The sequence below is a fragment of the Ruegeria sp. B1 genome (genome assembly GCF_056535885.1).
On the sequence record NZ_JBQFJA010000001.1, the window covers coordinates 2,583,430 to 2,603,838 of the forward strand.

The 20,409-nt window shown below is 60.5% G+C and carries 18 protein-coding genes; 11 read left to right on the forward strand and 7 right to left on the reverse strand.

Annotation, left to right across the window (positions count from 1 at the left end; all coding sequences use genetic code 11):
* Positions 1 to 130 precede the first annotated feature (130 nt).
* Genes ACR3ES_RS12770 through ACR3ES_RS12780 form a run of 3 tightly spaced genes read right to left on the reverse strand, consistent with a single transcriptional unit; the run spans position 131 to position 2,228 of the window.
* Entirely contained in the window at positions 131 to 607 is a 477-nt protein-coding gene (locus ACR3ES_RS12770; RefSeq protein WP_170434345.1) for a CinA family protein, read from the reverse strand.
* A complete protein-coding gene (locus ACR3ES_RS12775; RefSeq protein WP_170434344.1) occupies positions 604 to 1,101 on the reverse strand; it encodes a phosphatidylglycerophosphatase A family protein in 498 nt (165 codons plus the stop codon). Before ACR3ES_RS12775 ends, ACR3ES_RS12770 begins: the two co-directional genes overlap by 4 nt.
* Positions 1,098 to 2,228, reverse strand: coding sequence for a bifunctional 2-C-methyl-D-erythritol 4-phosphate cytidylyltransferase/2-C-methyl-D-erythritol 2,4-cyclodiphosphate synthase (locus ACR3ES_RS12780; RefSeq protein ID WP_170434343.1), 1,131 nt, complete (start codon positions 2,226 to 2,228; stop codon positions 1,098 to 1,100). Before ACR3ES_RS12780 ends, ACR3ES_RS12775 begins: the two co-directional genes overlap by 4 nt.
* Positions 2,229 to 2,409: 181 nt before the next feature.
* Here ACR3ES_RS12780 and dusB point away from each other — a divergent pair, with 181 nt between their 5' ends.
* The 7 genes from dusB (at position 2,410) to ACR3ES_RS12815 (ending at position 11,543) form a co-directional block, all read left to right on the forward strand.
* Positions 2,410 to 3,393 (forward strand): tRNA dihydrouridine synthase DusB, encoded by a 984-nt coding sequence (gene dusB, locus ACR3ES_RS12785; protein ID WP_480425436.1) that lies wholly within the window; start codon positions 2,410 to 2,412, stop codon positions 3,391 to 3,393.
* Positions 3,390 to 4,478 carry an ATP-binding protein gene (locus ACR3ES_RS12790; RefSeq protein WP_170434340.1) on the forward strand — a complete coding sequence of 363 codons (1,089 nt, stop codon included), beginning with the start codon at positions 3,390 to 3,392 and terminating at the stop codon, positions 4,476 to 4,478. Before dusB ends, ACR3ES_RS12790 begins: the two co-directional genes overlap by 4 nt.
* The gene (locus tag ACR3ES_RS12795; protein ID WP_170434338.1) at positions 4,478 to 5,845 is read left to right on the forward strand and encodes a sigma-54-dependent transcriptional regulator; all 1,368 of its coding nucleotides are present in this window, start codon (positions 4,478 to 4,480) and stop codon (positions 5,843 to 5,845) included. Before ACR3ES_RS12790 ends, ACR3ES_RS12795 begins: the two co-directional genes overlap by 1 nt.
* Before the next feature lie 99 nt (positions 5,846 to 5,944).
* On the forward strand, positions 5,945 to 8,233 hold the full coding sequence (locus tag ACR3ES_RS12800) for a sensor histidine kinase NtrY-like (protein WP_480425437.1): 2,289 nt from the start codon (positions 5,945 to 5,947) through the stop codon (positions 8,231 to 8,233).
* On the forward strand, positions 8,230 to 9,639 hold the full coding sequence (ntrX, locus tag ACR3ES_RS12805) for a nitrogen assimilation response regulator NtrX (RefSeq protein ID WP_170434335.1): 1,410 nt from the start codon (positions 8,230 to 8,232) through the stop codon (positions 9,637 to 9,639). The genes ACR3ES_RS12800 and ntrX overlap by 4 nt, the downstream gene beginning before the upstream one ends.
* Before the next feature lie 91 nt (positions 9,640 to 9,730).
* A complete protein-coding gene (locus ACR3ES_RS12810) occupies positions 9,731 to 10,321 on the forward strand; it encodes a helix-turn-helix domain-containing protein (RefSeq protein ID WP_170434334.1) in 591 nt (196 codons plus the stop codon).
* A gap of 43 nt (positions 10,322 to 10,364) precedes the next feature.
* Entirely contained in the window at positions 10,365 to 11,543 is a 1,179-nt protein-coding gene (locus ACR3ES_RS12815) for an MFS transporter (protein ID WP_170434333.1), read from the forward strand.
* Here the strand turns inward: ACR3ES_RS12815 and ACR3ES_RS12820 are convergent.
* Positions 11,540 to 12,019, reverse strand: coding sequence for a hypothetical protein (locus ACR3ES_RS12820; protein WP_170434332.1), 480 nt, complete (start codon positions 12,017 to 12,019; stop codon positions 11,540 to 11,542). The two genes, ACR3ES_RS12815 and ACR3ES_RS12820, sit on opposite strands and share 4 nt — an antisense overlap.
* 96 nt (positions 12,020 to 12,115) lie before the next feature.
* On the opposite strand from ACR3ES_RS12820, the gene trkA reads away from it, so the two are divergent.
* The 4 genes from trkA to hflX all read left to right on the forward strand — a co-directional run bounded on the left by trkA (position 12,116) and on the right by hflX (position 16,673).
* The gene (gene trkA, locus ACR3ES_RS12825) at positions 12,116 to 13,492 is read left to right on the forward strand and encodes a Trk system potassium transporter TrkA (protein ID WP_170434331.1); all 1,377 of its coding nucleotides are present in this window, start codon (positions 12,116 to 12,118) and stop codon (positions 13,490 to 13,492) included.
* Entirely contained in the window at positions 13,492 to 15,030 is a 1,539-nt protein-coding gene (locus ACR3ES_RS12830; RefSeq protein WP_170434330.1) for a TrkH family potassium uptake protein, read from the forward strand. Before trkA ends, ACR3ES_RS12830 begins: the two co-directional genes overlap by 1 nt.
* Before the next feature lie 132 nt (positions 15,031 to 15,162).
* Positions 15,163 to 15,402, forward strand: a complete 240-nt coding sequence (gene hfq, locus ACR3ES_RS12835) for an RNA chaperone Hfq (RefSeq protein WP_170434329.1) — start codon at positions 15,163 to 15,165, stop codon at positions 15,400 to 15,402.
* The gene (hflX, locus tag ACR3ES_RS12840; protein WP_170434327.1) at positions 15,402 to 16,673 is read left to right on the forward strand and encodes a GTPase HflX; all 1,272 of its coding nucleotides are present in this window, start codon (positions 15,402 to 15,404) and stop codon (positions 16,671 to 16,673) included. The genes hfq and hflX overlap by 1 nt, the downstream gene beginning before the upstream one ends.
* 3 nt (positions 16,674 to 16,676) lie before the next feature.
* On the opposite strand, the gene ACR3ES_RS12845 is transcribed toward hflX, so the two are convergent.
* The 3 genes from ACR3ES_RS12845 to ACR3ES_RS12855 form a co-directional block, all read right to left on the reverse strand.
* The gene (locus ACR3ES_RS12845; RefSeq protein WP_170434325.1) at positions 16,677 to 17,072 is read right to left on the reverse strand and encodes a nuclear transport factor 2 family protein; all 396 of its coding nucleotides are present in this window, start codon (positions 17,070 to 17,072) and stop codon (positions 16,677 to 16,679) included.
* Between the two features lie 109 nt (positions 17,073 to 17,181).
* The gene (locus ACR3ES_RS12850) at positions 17,182 to 19,644 is read right to left on the reverse strand and encodes a penicillin acylase family protein (RefSeq protein WP_480425442.1); all 2,463 of its coding nucleotides are present in this window, start codon (positions 19,642 to 19,644) and stop codon (positions 17,182 to 17,184) included.
* Positions 19,645 to 19,817: 173 nt separating this feature from the next.
* Positions 19,818 to 20,390, reverse strand: coding sequence for a YSC84-related protein (locus tag ACR3ES_RS12855; RefSeq protein WP_170434321.1), 573 nt, complete (start codon positions 20,388 to 20,390; stop codon positions 19,818 to 19,820).
* Positions 20,391 to 20,409: the final 19 nt, after the last annotated feature.

The following is a 20,409-nucleotide window of genomic DNA, read 5'->3' on the forward strand; positions in this document are numbered from 1 at the left end:
ACCTCGATGCTAAATGGGTTAGCGGCTGATAGCCTGTCCGTTGGGCGGGAGTCGAGAGGGAGGCGCACAAAAGAAATGCAGGCCTGGCACTAGGCCGCCGCGCCCATGCGGGCCGGCGCCTGTAAACGGTTCAAACCAAAAGAGACAGCCCGCTTTGCAGCAGCTGCAGCGCGTGATCCCGGGCGGCGAGACGCACTTTATCCCGGCCAAGGGCGCCGAACTCAACGGTTTCGGTCCGTGTCGGGTGCCCCGCTACCGCAAGCCCGAAACAGACCCGCCCTTCGGGTTTGAACTCTGATCCACCGGGTCCTGCAATTCCGGTGATCGAGACGGCCAGTTGCGCCTGAGAGTGAAGCAGCGCGCCATCCGCCATTTCCCGTGCCACGTCCTCTGAGACTGCGCCGTGCGCCGCGAGTGTATCGGCCTGAACCCCCAGCATGTCCTGCTTGGCAGCGTTCGTGTAAGTGACGAATCCGCGGTCGACCACAGCCGAACTGCCCGGTATATCCGTCAGTGCGGCCGCCACCATCCCGCCCGTACAGCTTTCGGCTGTGGCGATCATCACACCCTGCGCTTTCGCGCGATCCAGCAGATCGGAAACGGTCATAGGCCTAGAACTCCATGTGCGAGTCCCGCCAGGATCACCACGCCAATCCCAGCCATCACCCCGGCAATCACGTCGTCCAGCATGACACCCAAGGCATCATTGCGCCGGTCCGCCCAACCCACCGGTCCCGGCTTGGTGATATCGAACAGGCGAAACAGGACAAAGCCGGCAATCCAGCCAGGCCAGAGTGCGGTGATCTCGATTCCATGGGCCCAGGACGGGTAAGAGATCGCCCAGAGCGTGACGAGTTGCCCCGCAACTTCGTCAATGACGATCTCAGACGGGTCGTGGTCCGTTTGCCCGGCTGTCATCGTGCGGGTGGCCCAAAGCCCACCAAGGAAGACTGCGGCGGTAGCGACCACCAGCAGCGGAAAGCCTCCGAGCACGTGCAGGAGCCAGGCCAGCGGCAGGGCCACCAACGAGCCCCACGTGCCCGGTGCCGGGCGCAGATATCCCACGCCGCCGACGGTCCCGATCAGTTGTGCGGCGGTCATGATTTCACCAGACTGGCCGTGGCCAGCGCGGCAATGCCTTCGCCGCGCCCGGTAAAGCCCAGCCGTTCCGACGTGGTTGCCTTGACCGAGACCTGGTCCACGCGCAGGCCCAAGATTTCGGACAGGACGCCGCGCATCTTATCGGCGTGCGGGCCGATTTTGGGAAACTCACAGACCAGCGTGCAATCGACGTTCGAGATGCGGTACCCCATGTGCCGGGCAAGACCGGCGGCGTGGCGCAGGAAAATCTCGCTGGCCGCACCTTTCCACTGCGGATCAGACGGCGGGAAGTGCTGGCCGATGTCTCCTTGCGCGAGGGCACCATAGATCGCATCGGTGACCGCGTGCATCCCGACATCAGCGTCCGAGTGCCCTTGCAATCCGCGCTCATGCGGAAGCGGGACGCCGCACAGAATGACATGGTCGCCCTCGCCAAACCGGTGAACATCGTACCCGTTGCCCAACCTCACATCCATATGCAGCCCCATAACACGTTCCGCCCGGGCAAAATCCTCGGGCCGGGTGATTTTGATATTGTCCGCATCGCCCGGAACGATGGTGATGTCTAGGCCTGCAGCACGGGCAACCTCAACATCATCGGCCGCACCTCCGGGATGTGCTGTGTGGGCCGAGACAATGGCGTCATAGTGAAAGCCCTGCGGGGTCTGTGCCGCGAACAGACCTGCGCGGTCTTTGGTGCCTGTCACAACCGACTCATCCCCGGTCCAAAGTGCGTCTGTCACAGCCAGACCAGGTGCTGCCGCGCTGTGCGTGTTCAGCGCTGTCAGAACATCTTGAATGAGGCGGGTGCTGACGCAGGGTCGTGCGACGTCGTGGATCAGCACTTTCTCGACGCCGCGTTCGGTAAGAGCCTGAAGACCGGCTTTAACCGACCCGGCGCGGTCCTGCGCCCCCTGCGCCAGGATCAGATCTGTGTCGCGGAACGCCTCCCACGCCTCCGCGTCTTCAGGCGACAGAACCAGAACCAGCAGGTCAACCTGTCCCTTGAACCGGTCAATCGTCCACTCCGCCACCTGCCGTCCGGCAAGGGTACGCCATTGTTTGGGCGTGCCGCCTCCGGCGCGCAGCCCGCGCCCTGCGGCAACGATGATGGCGGCGGTTGTCATAGGGTGTGCTCTCCTGCGTTCAGGCCCTGTTTAGGGGGCGGTGAATGCAGAGGCAATCACCCGTGTCAGTGTGCCTAAAAAATAGGCAAGTGATGATTTTGCGGGCTTGTGGGGCGCCGATTTGTTGTTCATATGCGCTGCATTCGGTATCAAACACGCATCTGCCCAAGGATTAAGCACGTTGACCCTGCATCTTGCTGACAAGGAACTGAACCCGCCAGTGATGTTGGCGCCAATGGCCGGAATCACGGATCGCCCGTTCCGCGATCTTGTGCTGCGGTTTGGCGCCGGGATGGTCGTCAGCGAGATGGTGGCCAGCCAGGAGATGGTGCAGTCCAAGCCGGGCGTGCGCGAGCGGGCAGAACTGTCGGCAGACGTAGAAAACACAGCTGTCCAACTGGCCGGGCGCGAGGCGCACTGGATGGCCGAGGCGGCTCGACAGGTTGCCGATCGCGGCGCGCGCGTCATCGATATCAACATGGGATGCCCGGCCAAAAAAGTGACAAACGGCTATTCGGGATCGGCGCTGCTCAAAACCCCAGATCATGCCCTGACCCTTATCGAGGCTGTGGTGGCCGCTGTCGATGTGCCTGTCACGCTGAAAACGCGTCTGGGTTGGGACGACTCGCTTCTGAATGCCCCGGATGTGGCTCGCCGGGCGCAGGATGCGGGCATTCAGATGGTTACCATTCATGGGCGCACGCGCTGTCAGTTTTACAAGGGGCATGCGGACTGGCGCGCCATCCGGGCGGTGAAGGATGCGGTGTCGATTCCGGTGATCGCCAATGGCGACATCGTCGACACCCGCGCGGCGCGGCAGGCATTGCAGGCGTCGGGTGCGCATGGCGTCATGGTCGGGCGTGGGGCTCAGGGCAAGCCATGGCTGTTGGCGCAGATCTGTCATGACATCTACGGGACGGAGGCGCCCGACATTCCAACCGGATCGGGTTTGGTTGATATGGTGCAGGCGCATTATCAGGCAATGCTGGCGTTCTACGGCGAGGATCTGGGGCTGCGCGTCGCGCGTAAACACCTCGGCTGGTACATGGACGGTGCCAACACCCCGCCATCATTGCGGCGCGCCGTTTTGACATCGCGCGCCACCAAAGACGTCTTGCGCCTGATCGGCGACGCGCTGAGCGCTACGGCAGAGGCGGCGGCATGAATTCAGACAAAAGCATCTGGAATTCGCTGCCGGTGCCCGCCTTCATTATCGATGCGGAAGATCGCATTGCAGACGTCAACTCGTCGGGTGAAGGGTTCCTGAACGCATCGCGCAAATCCGTGATTGGCCATCCGGTGTGGGATCAGATCGCGGTCGATGCGCCGTTGGAAGAGGCGTTTTTGCGCGCGCGCCAGCAAGGCACGCCCCTGTTTGTAAACGACGTGGACGCTGGATCGGGCAACCGCGCACCTCTGCAATGCGCCTTACAGATTGCGCCCCTGGTCGGGCATCCGGGTTCGATGATCATGATCATCTCGCCGCGTGAACTGGCGGGTCGGATGACCCGTGGCAACACGGTCAAATCCGCGGCTCAATCCGCGATTGGCATGGCCGAAATGCTGGCGCATGAGATCAAGAATCCGCTGGCCGGTATCACCGGCGCCGCGCAGCTGCTGAGCATGAATGTCTCGTCGCAGGATCTTGAGCTGACGGACCTGATCGTGGCCGAGAGCCGCCGGATCGTAAAGCTTTTGGAGCAGGTCGAGCAATTTGGAAACCTGTCGCAGCCGGATTTCAAACCGGTCAATATCCACGATGTTCTGGATCGGGCGCGCCGGTCGGCCTTGTTGGGCTTTGGCGCCGATATGGCGATCATCGAAGATTACGACCCTTCGCTGCCCTTGGCCTATGGCGATCCCGATCAGTTCTTGCAGGTGGTGCTGAACCTGCTCAAAAACGCCTCCGAGGCGGCTGGACCCAAGGGTGGCACGATCCGATTGCGGACTTATTTCGAGCATTCGTTCCGGTTGCGCCGCAGTGACGGGTCGGGTCACTCGCTGCCATTGCAGATCGAGATCATCGATGACGGGCCAGGTCTGCCCGATGAGATTCGCAGCGACATTTTCGATCCGTTTGTTTCCGGCAAGGACAACGGCACTGGGCTGGGCCTGGCGCTGGTGAGCAAGATTATCTCGGACCATGACGGCTGGATTTCGGCCGAGTCCGTTCCGGGGCGCACGGTGTTTCGCCTGTCGCTGCGCCGCGCACCCCGTGAAGACACAGAGGATAAAAAGGAGAGCACCTGATGGATGGCACAGTCCTGGTCGCAGATGATGACCGCACGATCCGCACCGTTCTGACCCAGGCCCTGACGCGGGCCGGATGCAAGGTACATGCCACCTCTTCGCTTACGACGCTCATGCGCTGGGTGGGTGAGGGCAAAGGGGACGTGGTGATCTCTGATGTGGTGATGCCGGACGGAAACGGGCTTGAGATGCTACCCAAGATTGCGCAGGACAGGCCCGGGCTGCCGGTGATCGTGATTTCGGCCCAGAACACGATCATGACCGCGATCCAGGCGGCCGAGGCGGATGCCTATGACTACCTGCCAAAGCCGTTCGACCTGCCGGACCTGATGAAGCGGACGGCCCGTGCGCTGGATCAGAAACAAAGGTCGCAGCCGGAACCGGTGGACGCCTCTGGGGATCGCCCGGACGAGTTGCCGTTGGTCGGACGCACCCCGGCCATGCAGGCGCTGTACCGGCTGGTCGCGCGGGTTATGAACACCGATCTGTCGGTGATGGTGTCCGGTGAAAGCGGCACCGGCAAGTCACTGATCGCACGTGCCATCCACGATTTCTCTGACCGGCGAACGCTCCCGTTTGTGACCGCCACTGCTGCTGACCTGCGTGATCTCGAGGGACCGGCCCGCGTTATGGCGCGCGTGCGTGGCGGGACGCTTCTGTTTGATGAAATCGCCGATATCGACGACGAGATTCAGGCCCGGATTGTGCGGATGATGGATACACCCGGCGACCATGTTCCGCGCTTTATGGCGACCAGCCAGTCTGACTTGACCGAGGGTATGGAAAACGGACGTATCCGTCAGGATCTGTACTACCGTCTATGTGGCGCAACGGTACAGGTTCCGGCCCTGCGGGAACGCGTCGACGACATCACGTTGCTGGCTGAGCATTTCCTCGTCCGTGAGGAGCGCGAGAGCGGGCTGAAACGCTGGCTCAGCCCCGAGGCCGTGGAACTGGTGCGGCGGTATTCCTGGCCGGGCAATGTGCGCCAGCTGGAAAACGCGATCCGACGCCTGAGCCTGACCAGCCGGGCGGACGAGATATCAAAGACCGAAGTCGAGATGGTGCTGGGCAGCCAGCCTGAGGCCGAACCGGTTCTGGGCGACGGAGAACGCGAGAAGCTGTCGACCTCGGTCGGGCGCCATCTGCGGCGGTATTTCGATCTGCACGGCAACATGTTGCCGCCACCGGGCCTGTATCAGCGCATTCTGCGTGAAGTCGAAGCACCCCTGATCGAAATTGCCCTGGACGCAACCGGTGGAAATCAGGCGAAATGTGCCGATCTGCTGGGGATCAACCGGAATACGCTTCGTAAAAAAATCACCGATCTCGATATTCAGGTGACACGCCGACGCAAACTGATGTAATATCGCCACACAAACCGTGGCATTCGGGTATTCCGTCCGAAGAGACCACGACATATGGCGGTAAGCCGCGCGAGCGGCACAGCAGGATGAGGGCAGACGGTGGCAACCCGGGCACAGAGCGGGCTGATCCTATCGATCAATCGGTGGCGAAAATCCCGAAAACTGCGCAATTTTAGCACCTTGGGGCTGGTCCTTCTGGGGCCGGCGCTGGCGTTGGCCACCTATCTCGTCATTGGTCCGTTCGATCTTGGGGCGACGGCGCCGACCTTGCGCCTGATTCTGCTTGCTGACCTTGTTTACGTTCTGGTCGTTGCCGCCCTTGTGCTGAGCCAGTTGGCCAACCTGATCGCGGCGCGGCGGGCAAAATCAGCGGGCTCGCGGCTGCACCTGCGATTGATCGGAGCATTCACGCTGCTGGCTTTGGTTCCGACGGTCACTGTCGCAGTTTTTGCGGGTCTCACCGTCAATATCGGTCTTGAGGGCTGGTTTTCGGATCGTGTCCGACAGGTCGTCGGGTCTTCGCTCACGGCTGCGGAAGCCTATGAGCTTGAACACAGGCAGGGCCTGACACAAGACGCCGCCGTGCTGGCGCGTTATCTCGATAATGCGCGCACGCTGGACTTCTATATTTCGGACGCTGAATTACGAGAGGTTCTGGCGCAGGGGCAGGCGCAAATTCAACGGGGTCTTCGCGAAGCTTATGTCATCGATGGCAGCGGCGAGATACGCTCGCGCGGGGACCGGTCCTACCTGTTCAACTACCAAGCACCCAACTCGGAACAGATTGTCGAGGCCACCGATAACGGCCTGCTGATCATCGCCGATTGGCAGAACAACGAGTTCAGGGCCTTGGTCCCGCTGCAGGCGTATCTGGACCGCTATCTCTACGTGAGCCGAGAGGTGGACGGACAACTTCTGACCCTGCTTGACGACACCAAAGAAACGGCTCAGTTCTATCAGCAGCTCGAAAGCGAACGCGGTCGCGTCCTGTTTAACTTTGGCCTCTTATACCTTGGTTTTGCACTGATTCTCATCCTGGCGGCCATGTCATTGGGCATGTGGTTCGCCGAGCGCTTGTCGCGCCCGGTTGGTCGATTGACGACGGCGGCGCAAAGGGTCGGTGCCGGTGATCTGAGCGTTCAGGTCATCGAGGAGGCCAGCGATGATGAAATCGCGATGCTGGGCCGCTATTTCAATCAGATGACCCGACAGTTGAAAGGTCAGCGCGACACGTTGCTGGAAAATACCCGTCAGGTCGAAATTCGCCGTCGCCTGTTCGACTCGGTTCTGAGTTCGGTGACATCCGGCGTGGTTGGCGTCGACCCGGATGGATGCGTGACCTTTGTGAACCGATCGGCCGAACGGTTGCTGGACTGGTCGCGGAGTGAACAGCATCTGGCGATCGGGATCGCGGTGCCCGAGTTTCTGCCCTTGTTCGAAAGCCTCAAGCTTGGTGGGCAAGAGGCTGTGCAAGGCGAAATCAAGGTGACCCGCAAGGGGCGGCTGGAAAACCTGCTGGTGCGCATGGCCACACGCCGGGGCGAAGACGGCGGGTTGGAAGGGTATGTTGTGGCTTTTGACGACGTCACGGATTTGGTCAGCGCGCAGCGGATGGCCGCTTGGGGCGATGTTGCCCGCCGGATTGCGCATGAAATCAAGAACCCGCTGACCCCCATCCAACTGAGCGCCGAACGGATCAAGCGCAAATTCTCCCGCAAGCTTGACGAGGAAGACTGCGACAGCCTGGAATCGATGACCGATGTGATCGTAAGACAGACCAACGATCTGCGGCGTATCGTTGACGAATTCTCAAAATTTGCGCGCATGCCAGAGCCGGAACGGCAGGAGGAGGATCTGGTGACGCTGGTGCGCGAAGCTGTCCTGTTGCAGCAAGCCGGCCAACCGGACGTTCAGATAGATGCGGATTTGCCGGATACGCCGATCCTCGTGGATGTGGACGCGACAATGCTCAATCAGGCCTTGACCAATTTGATCAAGAACGCCGGCGAAGTCATTGGGACACTGAAAGAAAAAGGTGCACCGGACAACCTTGCGCCACAGATCAAGGTGGCGGTGTCCAGTGACGACGCCGGTACGGTCATTACGATTGCAGACAACGGTATCGGGCTGCCAGAAGACCGGGCGCGGCTGTTTGAACCGTATGTAACTACACGCGACGAAGGCACCGGCCTCGGCCTGCCCATCGTCAAGAAAATCATCGAAGAACATGGCGGAGCGCTGACTTTGGAAGACGCGCCCGTATTTGACGGACAGGACCATTTCGGCGCGATGGCCGTGATCCGTTTACCGGGGGCCAATTCCCCCCCGACTGTCGCGCCACAGAAGCAGGCGATTAAAACCAACAAACTGAAAGCAGGCCAAAGATGAGTGACATTCTGATCGTAGATGACGAACGCGATATTCGCGAACTGGTGTCCGACATTCTGGAGGACGAAGGCTATTCAACCCTGCTGGCGGCCAACTCGGACGAGTGTATGTCGTCAATTAACGCCGAACCCCCGGGGTTGCTGATCCTGGACATCTGGCTCAAGGACAGCCGCATGGACGGGATCGACATCCTGAAGGCAGTCAAGCGGGACAATCCGGATGTGCCGGTGGTGATCATTTCGGGCCACGGTAACATTGAAATTGCCGTGGCCGCGATCAAGCAGGGGGCGTATGACTTTATCGAAAAGCCCTTTAACATCGACCAGTTAATGGTGGTGATCCGGCGTGCCATGGAAACCTCACGCCTGCGACGCGAGAACGCATCGCTTAAGCGCAAAGAGGTCAACACTTCGGATATGATCGGCAAATCGGCCACCTTCCGCGGGATGCAAGGTCAGCTGGACAAGGTCACCAAATCGAATGGTCGCGTTATGCTGAGCGGCCCGGCCGGGTCCGGCAAAGAGATTGCCGCGCGGTATATTCATGCCCATTCCAACCGGGCCAACGCGCCTTTTGTGACGGTAAACTGTGCCGGGGTCGAACCCGAGCGGATGGAAGAGGTTCTGTTCGGGCGCGAGTCGTCGGAGCGGGGCATTGAATCGGGCCTGTTGGAAGAAGCGCATGGCGGCGTGATCTATTTCGACGAAGTGGCGGATATGCCCCTGGGTACACAGTCAAAGATCTTGCGCGTTCTGGTCGATCAGCAATTCCAGCGCGTCGGTGGCACAGACAAGGTTCGGGTTGATCTGCGGGTTATCTCCTCAACCAACCGCGATCTCGATGACGAGATCGCCGCTGAGCGGTTTCGCGAAGAGTTGTATCACCGCCTGAACGTGGTGCCGATTGCGGTGCCGTCGCTGGAAGACCGGCGCGAGGATATCCCGGTTCTGGCACAGCATTTCATCGAAATGTGCAACGAAACGCAGGGGTTGCCCGTTCGTGAGCTGTCGGAAGAGGCCGTTGCCCTGCTGCAGACGATGACGTGGCCCGGCAATGTGCGTCAGTTGAAAAACCTGATCGAACGGGTGCTGATTCTGGGCGACGGAACCGGACCGATCGAGGCGCGCGAACTGCCCAGCGACGAAGACAAGGCCGAGGAGTCGGGCCGTGTGGTCCTGTCCGGCGCTTTGGCGACCCTGCCATTGCGCGAGGCCCGCGAAGCGTTTGAGCGCGAGTACCTGCTGACGCAGATCAACCGGTTTGGTGGTAATATCAGCCGTACCGCCAGCTTTGTCGGCATGGAGCGCAGCGCGCTGCACCGCAAGTTGAAATCCCTCGGCGTCGTTACGTCGAACAAATCGGGTGCCCGTGTGGCTCAACTGGACGAGCCGGAACCGGCAGAGTGACGCGCCGCACAGCAGTCGACGAATGACAATGCGCAGCCTAGAGTGGACAGAGGAACATCTGTGTCTGTCTGTTTAGGATGAGTTGGCACCCATGGGATTGGCAAGCTCCGGCGCATCAACGTTTGAAACCAGAGGCTATCCGGCCTTTGGCAAGCGGGTGAAGCGTTTGCGCCGGTCCATGGGGCTGAAACAGGCTGCTGTAGCGGATCTTCTGGAGGTCAATCAGACAACGATATCCAGATGGGAGAGCGGTGCACAGGTTCCAGAGCCTGCGCTGCAGCACGCGGTCTTTGCGGCATTGGGGCCGGTGCGGGCCGATGACAGCGCCCTGAAACGTCTGATCGAACACTCGGCCGACTGTGTGCATCTGGTCGAAGAGGCCAGCCATAGATGCCTTGCCTATTCCGCCAGCCGGGCGCGCGACTGGAAGACCAGCCAGCAGGCTCTGCTGGGTGTGTCGCTCTGGCAGTTTGCAACGGATGAAATCCGCCGGGCCGAGGCTGAACTCGGCGGAGAAGGGTGGTGGGATCTGCACACGCCCAACCCAAAGGCCTTTTTGACCTCAGAAGCCGTGCATGACCGAATTCGGATCAGTGCCGGCGAAATCATCTGGGAGCGGCTGTATCTGTCCGATGGAACGCCGGTTCGGCTGGTGAGCGGGTCACGGGTACACCGCGCATAATTTATGCATTCCCGCGCGCGGGCGGTACCTGTAAAACCGGCCCATGACACAATCTTTGCGCGTTTTTTTGCAGGTCCTATTGCTATGGGCGGCGGGCCTGGGGGCTGCAACGCAGTTCGCCAAGATCGCCGTACCCTTTGCCGAAGTTGCGCTGCTTTACCCCGATAATGCGGGGTCAATTGGCTGGTTGTTGTCAATTATCAGCCTGATCGGTGCCTTGCTGGGTGCGCTGTCCGGGGCCATCGCCGGTCGGGTCGGTCCGGCCAGCCTGTTGATATCCGGTCTGATTCTGGGGGGTGCCATCTCGCTTTTTCAGGCCACGCTTCCCGGATTTGGTATAATGCTCACCAGCCGTGTGCTGGAAGGGTTATCGCATCTCGCGATTGTTGTCGCGGCTCCAACATTGATTGCGCAGATCACGCGGGGTCGGGCGCGCGATGTGGCGATGGTGTTGTGGAGCACGTTTTTCGGTGTTGCCTTTGCCCTGAACGCCTGGATCGGTTTGCCGTTGGTGCAGCAGTTTGGACTACAGGCCTATTTCGCGCTGCATGGATGCCTGATGGTGCTGATTGCCGGTCTGATCGCCGCCTGTCGGTTGCGGGTGGATTTAGGGCCAGCGACCGTTGCCAACTGGGACCTGCAGACCTTTGCGTGGGCGCATGTCCGGACCTATAGCTCGCCATTTGTGTCTGCTCCGGCCATAGGGTGGTTCTTTTACACCCTGACATTTGTGTCGTTGCTGGCGATTTTGCCGGGCCGTTTGCCGGACGACATCAGCGCGCAGATTGCGGGATTGATGCCTCTGGCGGGTATCGCCCTGTCGTTGCTGGCGGTACCGTTTCTATTGTCTGTGATGCCGTGCGTCGCCGTCGTCACGCTTGGGTTCGGACTTGGAATAGTGACGATTGCGGCGGCGTTGCTGGGGTTTTCACTGGCCGTTATCTGCGTGGTGTTGTTTGCGGTTCTGGGCTTGGTGCAGGGGGGCAGCTTTGCGGCGGTTCCCGAGTTGAACGAAACGGCCAACGCTCAGGCCCTTGGTTATGGTGCGCTGGCGCAAATGGGCAATGCCGGCAACCTGATCGGAACACCTGTTTTGCTGGCGATTTTGTGGCGCACATCCCAGGGCGGGATGCTGATTGCGGTGATCGGATTTTACGCCGCGGCCATGGTCGCGCATTTTTGGCTGGCACGTCGACGCGCTGTTTTGCGCCGCGCAGCTTAAGCGGGCTGGCCGGGCGTAATGATCTGGAACGATCCGTCATCGAATCTGACGAAACAGGACTCGGTGCCCAGCGGTGGCAGGGTTGTGGTGCGTGCAAGGCGCACTCCCGATTTCACGCTCTGCCTGCAGGGCGGCAGGCTGACCGGTCGATAACCTTTTTGCGCCATGCACTGCGCCTCGATCTTGTTGCGCAGGCCCTGATTGACATCGACGGAGTACACTTGTCCGGGCTGCCACCAGCCTGCACTCCGATAGCATCGTCCCTTGCTGTCACAATAGGTGCGGCCCGGCCAGTAGGTTGGCGGGCTTTGCCGGACCTGATTGGCGACGGGTGCGTCCTCGAGCGCCTGAACCTGGCATTGGGTTGTCTCGGCCTGCATCTTGGATACGCTTTCCCCTTCGCGATAATACAGCGACAGCGGGCCGCAGGACGACAGAACCATCAGGGGAACAAGCAGGCGAAGCAGTGTTTTCATGTGCTTATCTTGCCCCAGCTCGCTAGGCATGACAATTCAATTGACCGCTATCGGGGCATCTGTCATTCAAAGATTTCAGGCAGAGGGGCCATAAACATGAAGGTCATCATTTGCGGTGCCGGTCAGGTTGGCTGGCAGATTGCACGGCACCTTTCGGGCGAACTGAATGATGTAACGGTGGTGGACAACAATCCCGACTTGGTGCGCCGTGCAACCGAAACGCTGGACGTGCAGGGCATTGCGGGCTTTGCGAGTTACCCGGATGTTCTGGAGCGGGCAGGGGCCCGGGATGCCGACATGATCATCGCCGCGACCCATTCGGATGAGGTGAACATGGTCACCTGCCAGATGGCGCATTCCGTTTTTGCCATTCAGCGCAAGATCGCGCGACTGCGGTCGAAGTCTTATCTGCAGGCGATCCATTCCGACCTGTACCGGCGTGATCACCTGCCCATTGATGTGGTGATCAGCCCCGAACGCGAGGTCGCCGCTGCCGCCATGCGCCGTCTGTCCGCGCCCGCCGCCTTTGATACCGAGATGTTCATGGACGGCAAAGCGCAATTGCTGGGTATCCGCATCGACGAAGACTGCCCCATCGTGAACACGCCCCTGCGGCAATTGACGGACCTGTTTTCGACGCTCAGTTCGATAGTCGTGGGCGTCCGGCGCGAGGGCAGCCTGTTTGCGCCTGAATCCGAGGACCAGCTGTTTGTCGGTGACGAGTGCTACGTCTTTACCAATGTCAAAGATGTGGACCGCACGATGGAAGTCTTTGGCAAAACCCAGAAACGTCAGGACCGCGTGGTGATCGTTGGTGGCGGCAATGTCGGGCTTGAGGTTGCCCGGACCTTGGAAGAACGCGAAAGCCGTGTGCGGGCCAAGATCGTCGAACGAGATCGCCGCTGCGCCGAACTTGCGGCCGAAGCGTTGGAGCGCACCATCGTATTGAACGGCGATGGATTGGATGCGGCTTTGCTGAACGAGGCCGGGATCGACCGGGCCGATGCGATGCTGGCGGTGACAGACGAAGACAAGACAAACTTGCTGGCCGCCGTCCGCGCCAAGGCCGAAGGCTGCGCGCTGGCCATTGCGTTGATCAACGATCCCAGCATGGTGGCGCTGATGGGGCCGCTGGGGATCGACGCCTACATCAACCCGCGTGCCACAACCGTCAGCTCGATCCTGCGCCATATTCGCCATGGTCGGGTGCGCCAGGTCTATTCCATCGGAGATGCCGAAGCCGAGGTGATTGAGGCCGAAGTCCTGTCGACTTCACCCATGGCCGGGCAAAAACTGCGTGATATCGAATTCCCCGAAGGTGTGTTGGTCGGTGCGGTGCGCAAGGGCGATGAGGTTCTGCGCCCGACCGGCAGTCTGCGGATCGATGAAAAGGACAGTGTTGCCATCTTTGCCATGGCCAAGGATGTGCCCGAGGTGGAACGCCTGATGCAGGTCTCGATCGATTTCTTCTGATGGCGCGGGTGACAACACAAAAGGTCGGGCTTTTACAGCGGCTGCCGTTGTTCCTGCTGATTTGGGGTATTGTCGCGATGTCCATGTGGCTGCCGGCGATCTACGCTTTGGTTTTGGACGATCACGATACGTCGCGGTCATTTTTTTATTCCAGTGTGCTGGGGCTGTTTCTGGCCTCGACGATTGCGCTGGCCTCATCGAACCGGGTGCCGAGGCGGGGAACGCTCGGCCAGCTCGCAGTGCTGTTGGGGTGTTTCACCATCCTGCCGATCTTTCTTGCGATCCCGTTCCATGACGCCTTGGGCAACACGACGTTTCTGAACGCCTATTTCGACATGGTCAGCGCTCTGACCACCACCGGCGCCGACCTGTTTCCCAACCCCGACCGTCTGACTGCGCCGTTGCATCTGTGGAGAGCTCTGGTCGGTTGGATGGGTGGATTGCTGATGTGGATTTCGGCAGCCGCGATCCTGGCGCCGCTGTCATTGGGCGGGTTCGAAGTCACCGCGCAGGGGCAGCCGGGACGACCGGTTTCGGGCGTTGCGCAAAGCGAAAAGGTCGATCCCCGCGGACGCCTGATCCGGGTAACCCGCACGCTGACGCCGGTTTACGCAGGGCTCACCGCAGTGATTTGCATCCTGTTGCTGATCGCGGGCGAGAACGGCCTGACCGCGATTTGCCATGCCATGTCAGTCATGGCGACGTCTGGTATTTCGCCGGTTGGTGGCCTGGAAGGGGCGCAGGCGGGCGTGACGGGTGAAGCAATCGTGTTTCTGTTTTTGTTTTTTGCCCTGTCGCGGCTGACATTTTCGACGGACACGGCCACAACCGGATACTCCCGTCTGGACAAGGATCCTGAATTTCGCATTGGTCTGCTGATAGTGCTGGCTGTCGCCACCCTGTTGTTTTTCCGCGTCTTGGCGGGCGTAAATGAAATTGGCGGCCAGGTGGAACCGCTGCAGGCGTTGCATGTGATCTGGGGCATGCTGTTCACGGTTTTGGCCTTTCTGACAACCGCCGGTTTCGAAAGTGCCAACTGGAACGATGCGCAGCAATTGTCCGGGCTCGGGACGCCGGGGCTGATCCTGATGGGGTTGGCGCTGGTCGGAGGTGGCGTGGCGACGACGGCCGGAGGGGTCAAGCTGTTGCGGGTCTATGCTCTGTACCTGAACGGCGCGCGCGAGATCGACCGGCTGATCCACCCGTCATCGGTCAGTGGCGTGGGCGGCGGCAATCGGCGCATCCAAAGCGACGGCGCGTTCATTGCCTGGATCTTTCTGATGCTGTTTGCTTTGACACTGGCGGTTTTCAATCTGTTGCTCGCCCTCATGGGGTCCGGATTCGAGCAGGCCATGATCCTCAGCGTTGCCGCGCTCAGCACAACCGGACCGCTAATCGAACTGGCGACCGATGTGCCGATCCGATTGGTCGACCTGTCCGCTGGCGCCAAATTGACCCTGTGCGCGGCGATGGTCATCGGCCGTCTTGAGACGTTGGCAATTATCGCGCTGATCACGCCGTCGCTGTGGCGCGACTAGGTCAGCGTCGGTTTGCGTGCGTTACTGCCTGATTTTTCATCTGGAATATCTGTTCACACCACTCCATACTCCCTCGGAGGGAGCGCGTTGGTCCGCAGCGCGTAGCAAGAACAACGGCGAGTAAATAAAAATATGGCTTCGGACAGACAGAATCTTCAGGATGCCTTCCTGAACAACGTACGCAAGGCAAAGGTTCCGGTCACAATTTTCCTGATCAACGGCGTGAAACTGCAGGGTGTGATTACCTGGTTCGACAATTTTTGCGTCTTGTTGCGCCGCGACGGACAGTCGCAGTTGGTGTACAAGCATGCGATCTCGACCATCATGCCGTCGCAGCCGATCAGCCTGTATGAGGGCGAAGACGCCACTTGATGGAACATGACAGGACGCGCACCCGGTCCTGGGTGCTGCATCCCGAAATCAAATCAGATGAACAGCGCCGTGTCCCCGAACCGGCGCTGGAAGAGGCGGTTGCATTGGCCGCCGCATTGCCCGATCTCGATGTGATCGGGTCAGAGATCTTGCGCCTGCAGCGGGCGCAGCCGGGCCTGTTGTTCGGTAGCGGCAAGATCGACGAGCTTGGGGACAGGTTCCATGACGCGGATATCGAACTGGTCCTGATCGACGGTCCGGTGACGCCGGTGCAGCAGCGCAATCTGGAAAAGGCCTGGAAGGTCAAGATTCTGGATCGAACCGGGTTGATCCTCGAGATTTTCTCGGATCGAGCCCGCACGCGCGAAGGTGTCTTGCAGGTTGAGATGGCGGCGCTCAGCTATCAGCGAACGCGTTTGGTGCGGGCCTGGACCCACCTTGAACGGCAGCGGGGCGGATTGGGATTTGTCGGCGGACCCGGCGAAACCCAGATCGAGGCGGACCGCCGCGCCATCGACGATCAACTTGTTCGCCTGCGCCGCCAGTTGCAAAAGGTGATCAAGACCCGCTCACTGCACCGTGCCGCGCGCGCCAAGGTACCCTATCCTATCGTGGCGCTGGTGGGCTACACGAATGCCGGCAAGTCGACGCTTTTTAACCGGCTGACCGGGGCAAAGGTCATGGCCAAGGACATGCTGTTTGCCACGCTGGATCCAACCATGCGGCAGGTCCAGCTACCGGAAGGTCCCGAAGTGATCCTGTCCGATACCGTTGGGTTTATCTCGAACCTGCCTACCGAACTGGTCGCAGCCTTCCGCGCCACGTTGGAGGAGGTTCTGGGCGCTGATCTGATTGTGCATGTGCGCGATATCAGCCACGAAGAGACCGAGGCACAGGCGCAGGACGTCGAAACCATCATGACGTCGCTTGGCGTCGAGGAAGATCGCCCCCGGTTGGAGGTGTGGAACAAGACCGATCTGTTGGCTACCGAAGATCGTGAGGCCATGCTGCTGCGGGCGGACAGGGACCCGTCGGTATTTGCCATATCCGCGGTGACCGGCGAAGGAGTCGACGCGTTGTTGAACGCCATCGCCGTCAAGCTGCAAGGCACTCGGCACGAGACGACGCTGACACTTGGATTCGGCGATGGCGACAAAAGGGCCTGGCTGTTTCGTCAGGATGTCGTCCGGTCCGAAGAGCAAAGCGAAGATGGGTTTGAAATCACCGTGTATTGGACGGACAAACAGCAGGCCCAGTTCGCCGCAATGTAAACGCTATTTCCCGTCGATCTGGCGTTGATAGTCCTCTGTGTCGAACCAACCGGAAGATGACCGGACTTTGTGGTCTGCGGCAAGTTCCCACTCTTCCCAGCCGCGTGTCACCACGTGGTTGCCGGTTTTGGAATGATGCCCTTCCCGCGTCCAGACAAAGAGGGCGTGCGGTCCTGCCCATCGCAGCATGTCGCAGCGCAGTTCGAGGTCGGGGAAATCCGCATGAAATCCGCGCGCCATTTCAGCGATGGCGGCCTGACCCTCAAGCGGTTCACCCCGGTTGATTGTCATCTGACAGTCCGGTGCAAAAAAACCGGCGACCGCGTCCGCATCGCCTGAACTCCAGGCGATGGCATAATCACGCGCCAGATTGTTCAGAGTGTCCCGGATACTGGCCATATTCGCCCCCTTGGTCCCACATAGTCAGCGGTTAGGATGGTAGGCGAAAACAATCTGCGGCGTCCACGACGCCCCCGGAAAGAGGGCGGGGACTTGCCGAATGGGCGGATTATCGCGGGATCAGATTGGTCACACCAACAGCGGCGGCCCGCGCCAGATCGATATCCAGCGACATGGGTATGTACTCGCCCCGGCGCCAAAGCTGGGCCTGATCATCGTAGTAGCGTGACAGGAAGTGACCCGATTGGCCGGTGGCGGTGATGAACACCGAACTGTTGGGGTCGGCAAAATCGTACACGCCGCGATACCCCGCCCCGTGTACGTTCTGGAACGGGTCTGGACCCTCGCCGGATGTCCGTCCGCGCAACAGGGTGTTGTCGCCGCCGCTGGTCGATTGACGGATGTTGACGAAGTATCGCAGCACTGGAACCGACCCCAGAACCGGGTGGTCGTGAGTGGCCTGATGGGCATCGCCCCAGCGCAGGGATTCCAACGCGCTGCCATATCTTTCGCTGATCCAGATTATGGCATCATCCAGTGCCAGACGCGCCATCTCGGTACAGGTTTCGATTGGCGCGCTCTGACGCACGTCGCACCAGACCGACGCCCCTTCAATATCGCGATAGACGCGTTCGATGAACAGAGGTTCGACATGTTTGAACTCGCTGGCCAAGGGACCCAACTCGTCCGAAATCAGGCGGATTTGCAGCGCGCGCAGCCACGCGGCATAGATCAGCGGTTCCGGCAGATGTTCGTTCATCTCGCCATTCCAGTCTGCCAGCAGGGACAGGGCAACCTGGCGCTGGCGCTCGGGCGTGCCCTCGGGTGCGGACGCGCCGGTGAACCACAGATCAGCACCGATCAGCGGTAGCAATGACCGGGCGGTGAAGCTGACGGTGTCCAGTTGCGCTTCGATAAAGCTGTCGCGCGTGTGCACTTCGCGCGATTGCATCAGTCGTTCCCAGCGATGGACCCGCTGCGTGTCGCCCCATTCATACGAGACGTGGTTGGGAAACGGGCGGTCGATAATCTTGTTGTTTGTGTTGCCCAAGACGCCGCCGACAGGTGCTACAAATTCCGGATTGTCGGAATACGGCAGACGGCCCAGCCAGCGGTTTTCCTGCCGCCAGCCGGGCGTTGGGATGCGGCCCCTGCTTTGATTGTTGATATCACGCCGGGGCATGGCCCCAACCAGTTTCATGCCGATTGTATCTCTGTCGACCAGCGACAGGTTTTGGGACGGCGCGATGTAATTCTCGGCGGCGTCGATGGCCTCGCGCACGGTGTCCGAATTCATCAACGCCAACGAGGCGGTCATCGACGTGTCCTGCGGACTCAGCGCGGTCCAGGACAGCGAGGCGACGTGGCCGGGCGGCGTGATGGTTTCCAGATCATAGTGACTGCCGGGCAGGACCGGGCCGTTTTCGGTCCAGCGCAGGGTCAGTGTAATCGGCGCTGCATCTTTGATTTCAATGATCGACGGTCGGGACCGGAATTCCTTGTAACCCTCAGGTGTCAGATATTCCTCGGGATTGTCCGGATTCAGCTGCTCGATATGAACATCCTGATCGTCCAGATAGGAGGATGTCAGCCCCCATCCGAGCCTGTCGCTACGCCCGGTCATCACGGCCGGAACGCCGGGGATGGTGGCACCGATAACACCGCCTTTGACCAGATCAAGATGCGCCAGATACCACACGCCGGGCGCGGTAAAGCCCAGATGCGGATCATTGGCCAGAAGCGTTCCACCACTGGCGGAGCGCGACGGTGCCGCCGTCCAGGCGTTTGACGCGCCCGCCAGGCCACGTTTCGGGAGCGGCGACAGAGGCGTGCCCGGCAGGTCGGTGCCCGCCGCATAGCGCGGCAGGTTCGGAAACAGGGCCGCGTACTCCGGCAGCGCGGCGATTCCCGGGCCCGGAACATCCGGCAGGATGTCAGCCAGTCGTGCCGGGTCGTTCAGCATCAGCGAGGTCCGCGCACGCAGAACCTCATCTTGCAAATGTCCGGACAATTGCAGCCCCATCAGCTTGATGACGGCCAGACTGTCACCCGGTTGCCAAGTTGATACGGGTGCATTGAACAGAAACATCTCCGGCGCGCCCCGGCCCAAAGCCTCTTCGTTGATCTCCGCTAGCCGGGCATTCACCCCAGCCGAATAAGCGCTGAGCGCAGCTTTAGTATAGTCGTCCTGAACCGAGACCGACTGATGGGCCAGACCGTACAGATCCAGGCGGCGCAAAAGCTTGTCGATGTGAACCGTGCGCGGGCCGAACACTTCGGAAAGCCGCCCCTGTGCCGTGCGACGCAGCACGGTCATCTGCCACAGCCGATCCTGTGCGTGCGCATAGCCCAGACCAAAGAACATGTCTGGATCGGTTTCGCCCAGGATATGCGGCACGTTCGCTGTATCGCGCACGATCTCAACCGGGGCGGTCAACCCATTGACTTTTAGGGTTTGATCGTAATCGGGCAGGGATTGGCCAGCGAGAAAGTAGACAAGCCCAACGGCGGCCAGGATCAACAGGACCAGCCCCGAGGCAATACGTATCAGCCAGCGAAAAACAAGACCCATCAGCGACCCGCATTCTCGTACAGTTTTCAGATTGCGCGAACCCTAGTGGAAGGCGCGACCAACTGAAAGAGGATTGGCGCAGGAACCACTACCGGGTGTGCTGAAAAAGACTGCCCCGCCGCAGGGATAGGTGTGCGACGGGGTGCTCTGGAGGGGGGAGTGGTGTTTGGGAATTACGGAATGATCCGTGTGTATTTGATGCCCTCGACCGTGGCGCCGATCTGCAAGCCCGCCTGCCCAAAGACAGCGGCCAGAACCGGGGTGCGCAGCGTCGTGGTGTCGGTCGACAGTTGCTCGGCCTGATCGCTGACCACGTAGCCGATGTCGGCGCCCGCCGTCCATCCGCTGGACCGGCGGAAGTCGTTCAGTGCGTCTTCGGTCATAAAGAACAGAACATGCGCGTATTGCTGTGCACCGATCTGAAGACCTGCTGTGCCTTTGACGGCGGAGTAGTAATCCACCGTCGCGCCCTGTATCTGCAAGGCACCGCGCCCGTAGCCGCCACCGAACACGAACCCAGCCTCGGTGATCAGGGGCATGACCAGCATACCATTGGCTTTGTTGGCGATTTCAACGGTGTTCGGGTACTTGCTGTACATTTCCGTCAGGGTTGCGTCGACGCGCGCATCGATCGTTGCCGCATTGGAATTTCCGACGCCATTGCCGCAGGCGGCGGTCACGGTCAGACCGGCCATGCCAAAGGCAAAGCCGCGACGGCTCAGTCGGGGAGAATTGGAACTGCTCATGGTTTTATGTCTCTGTGTT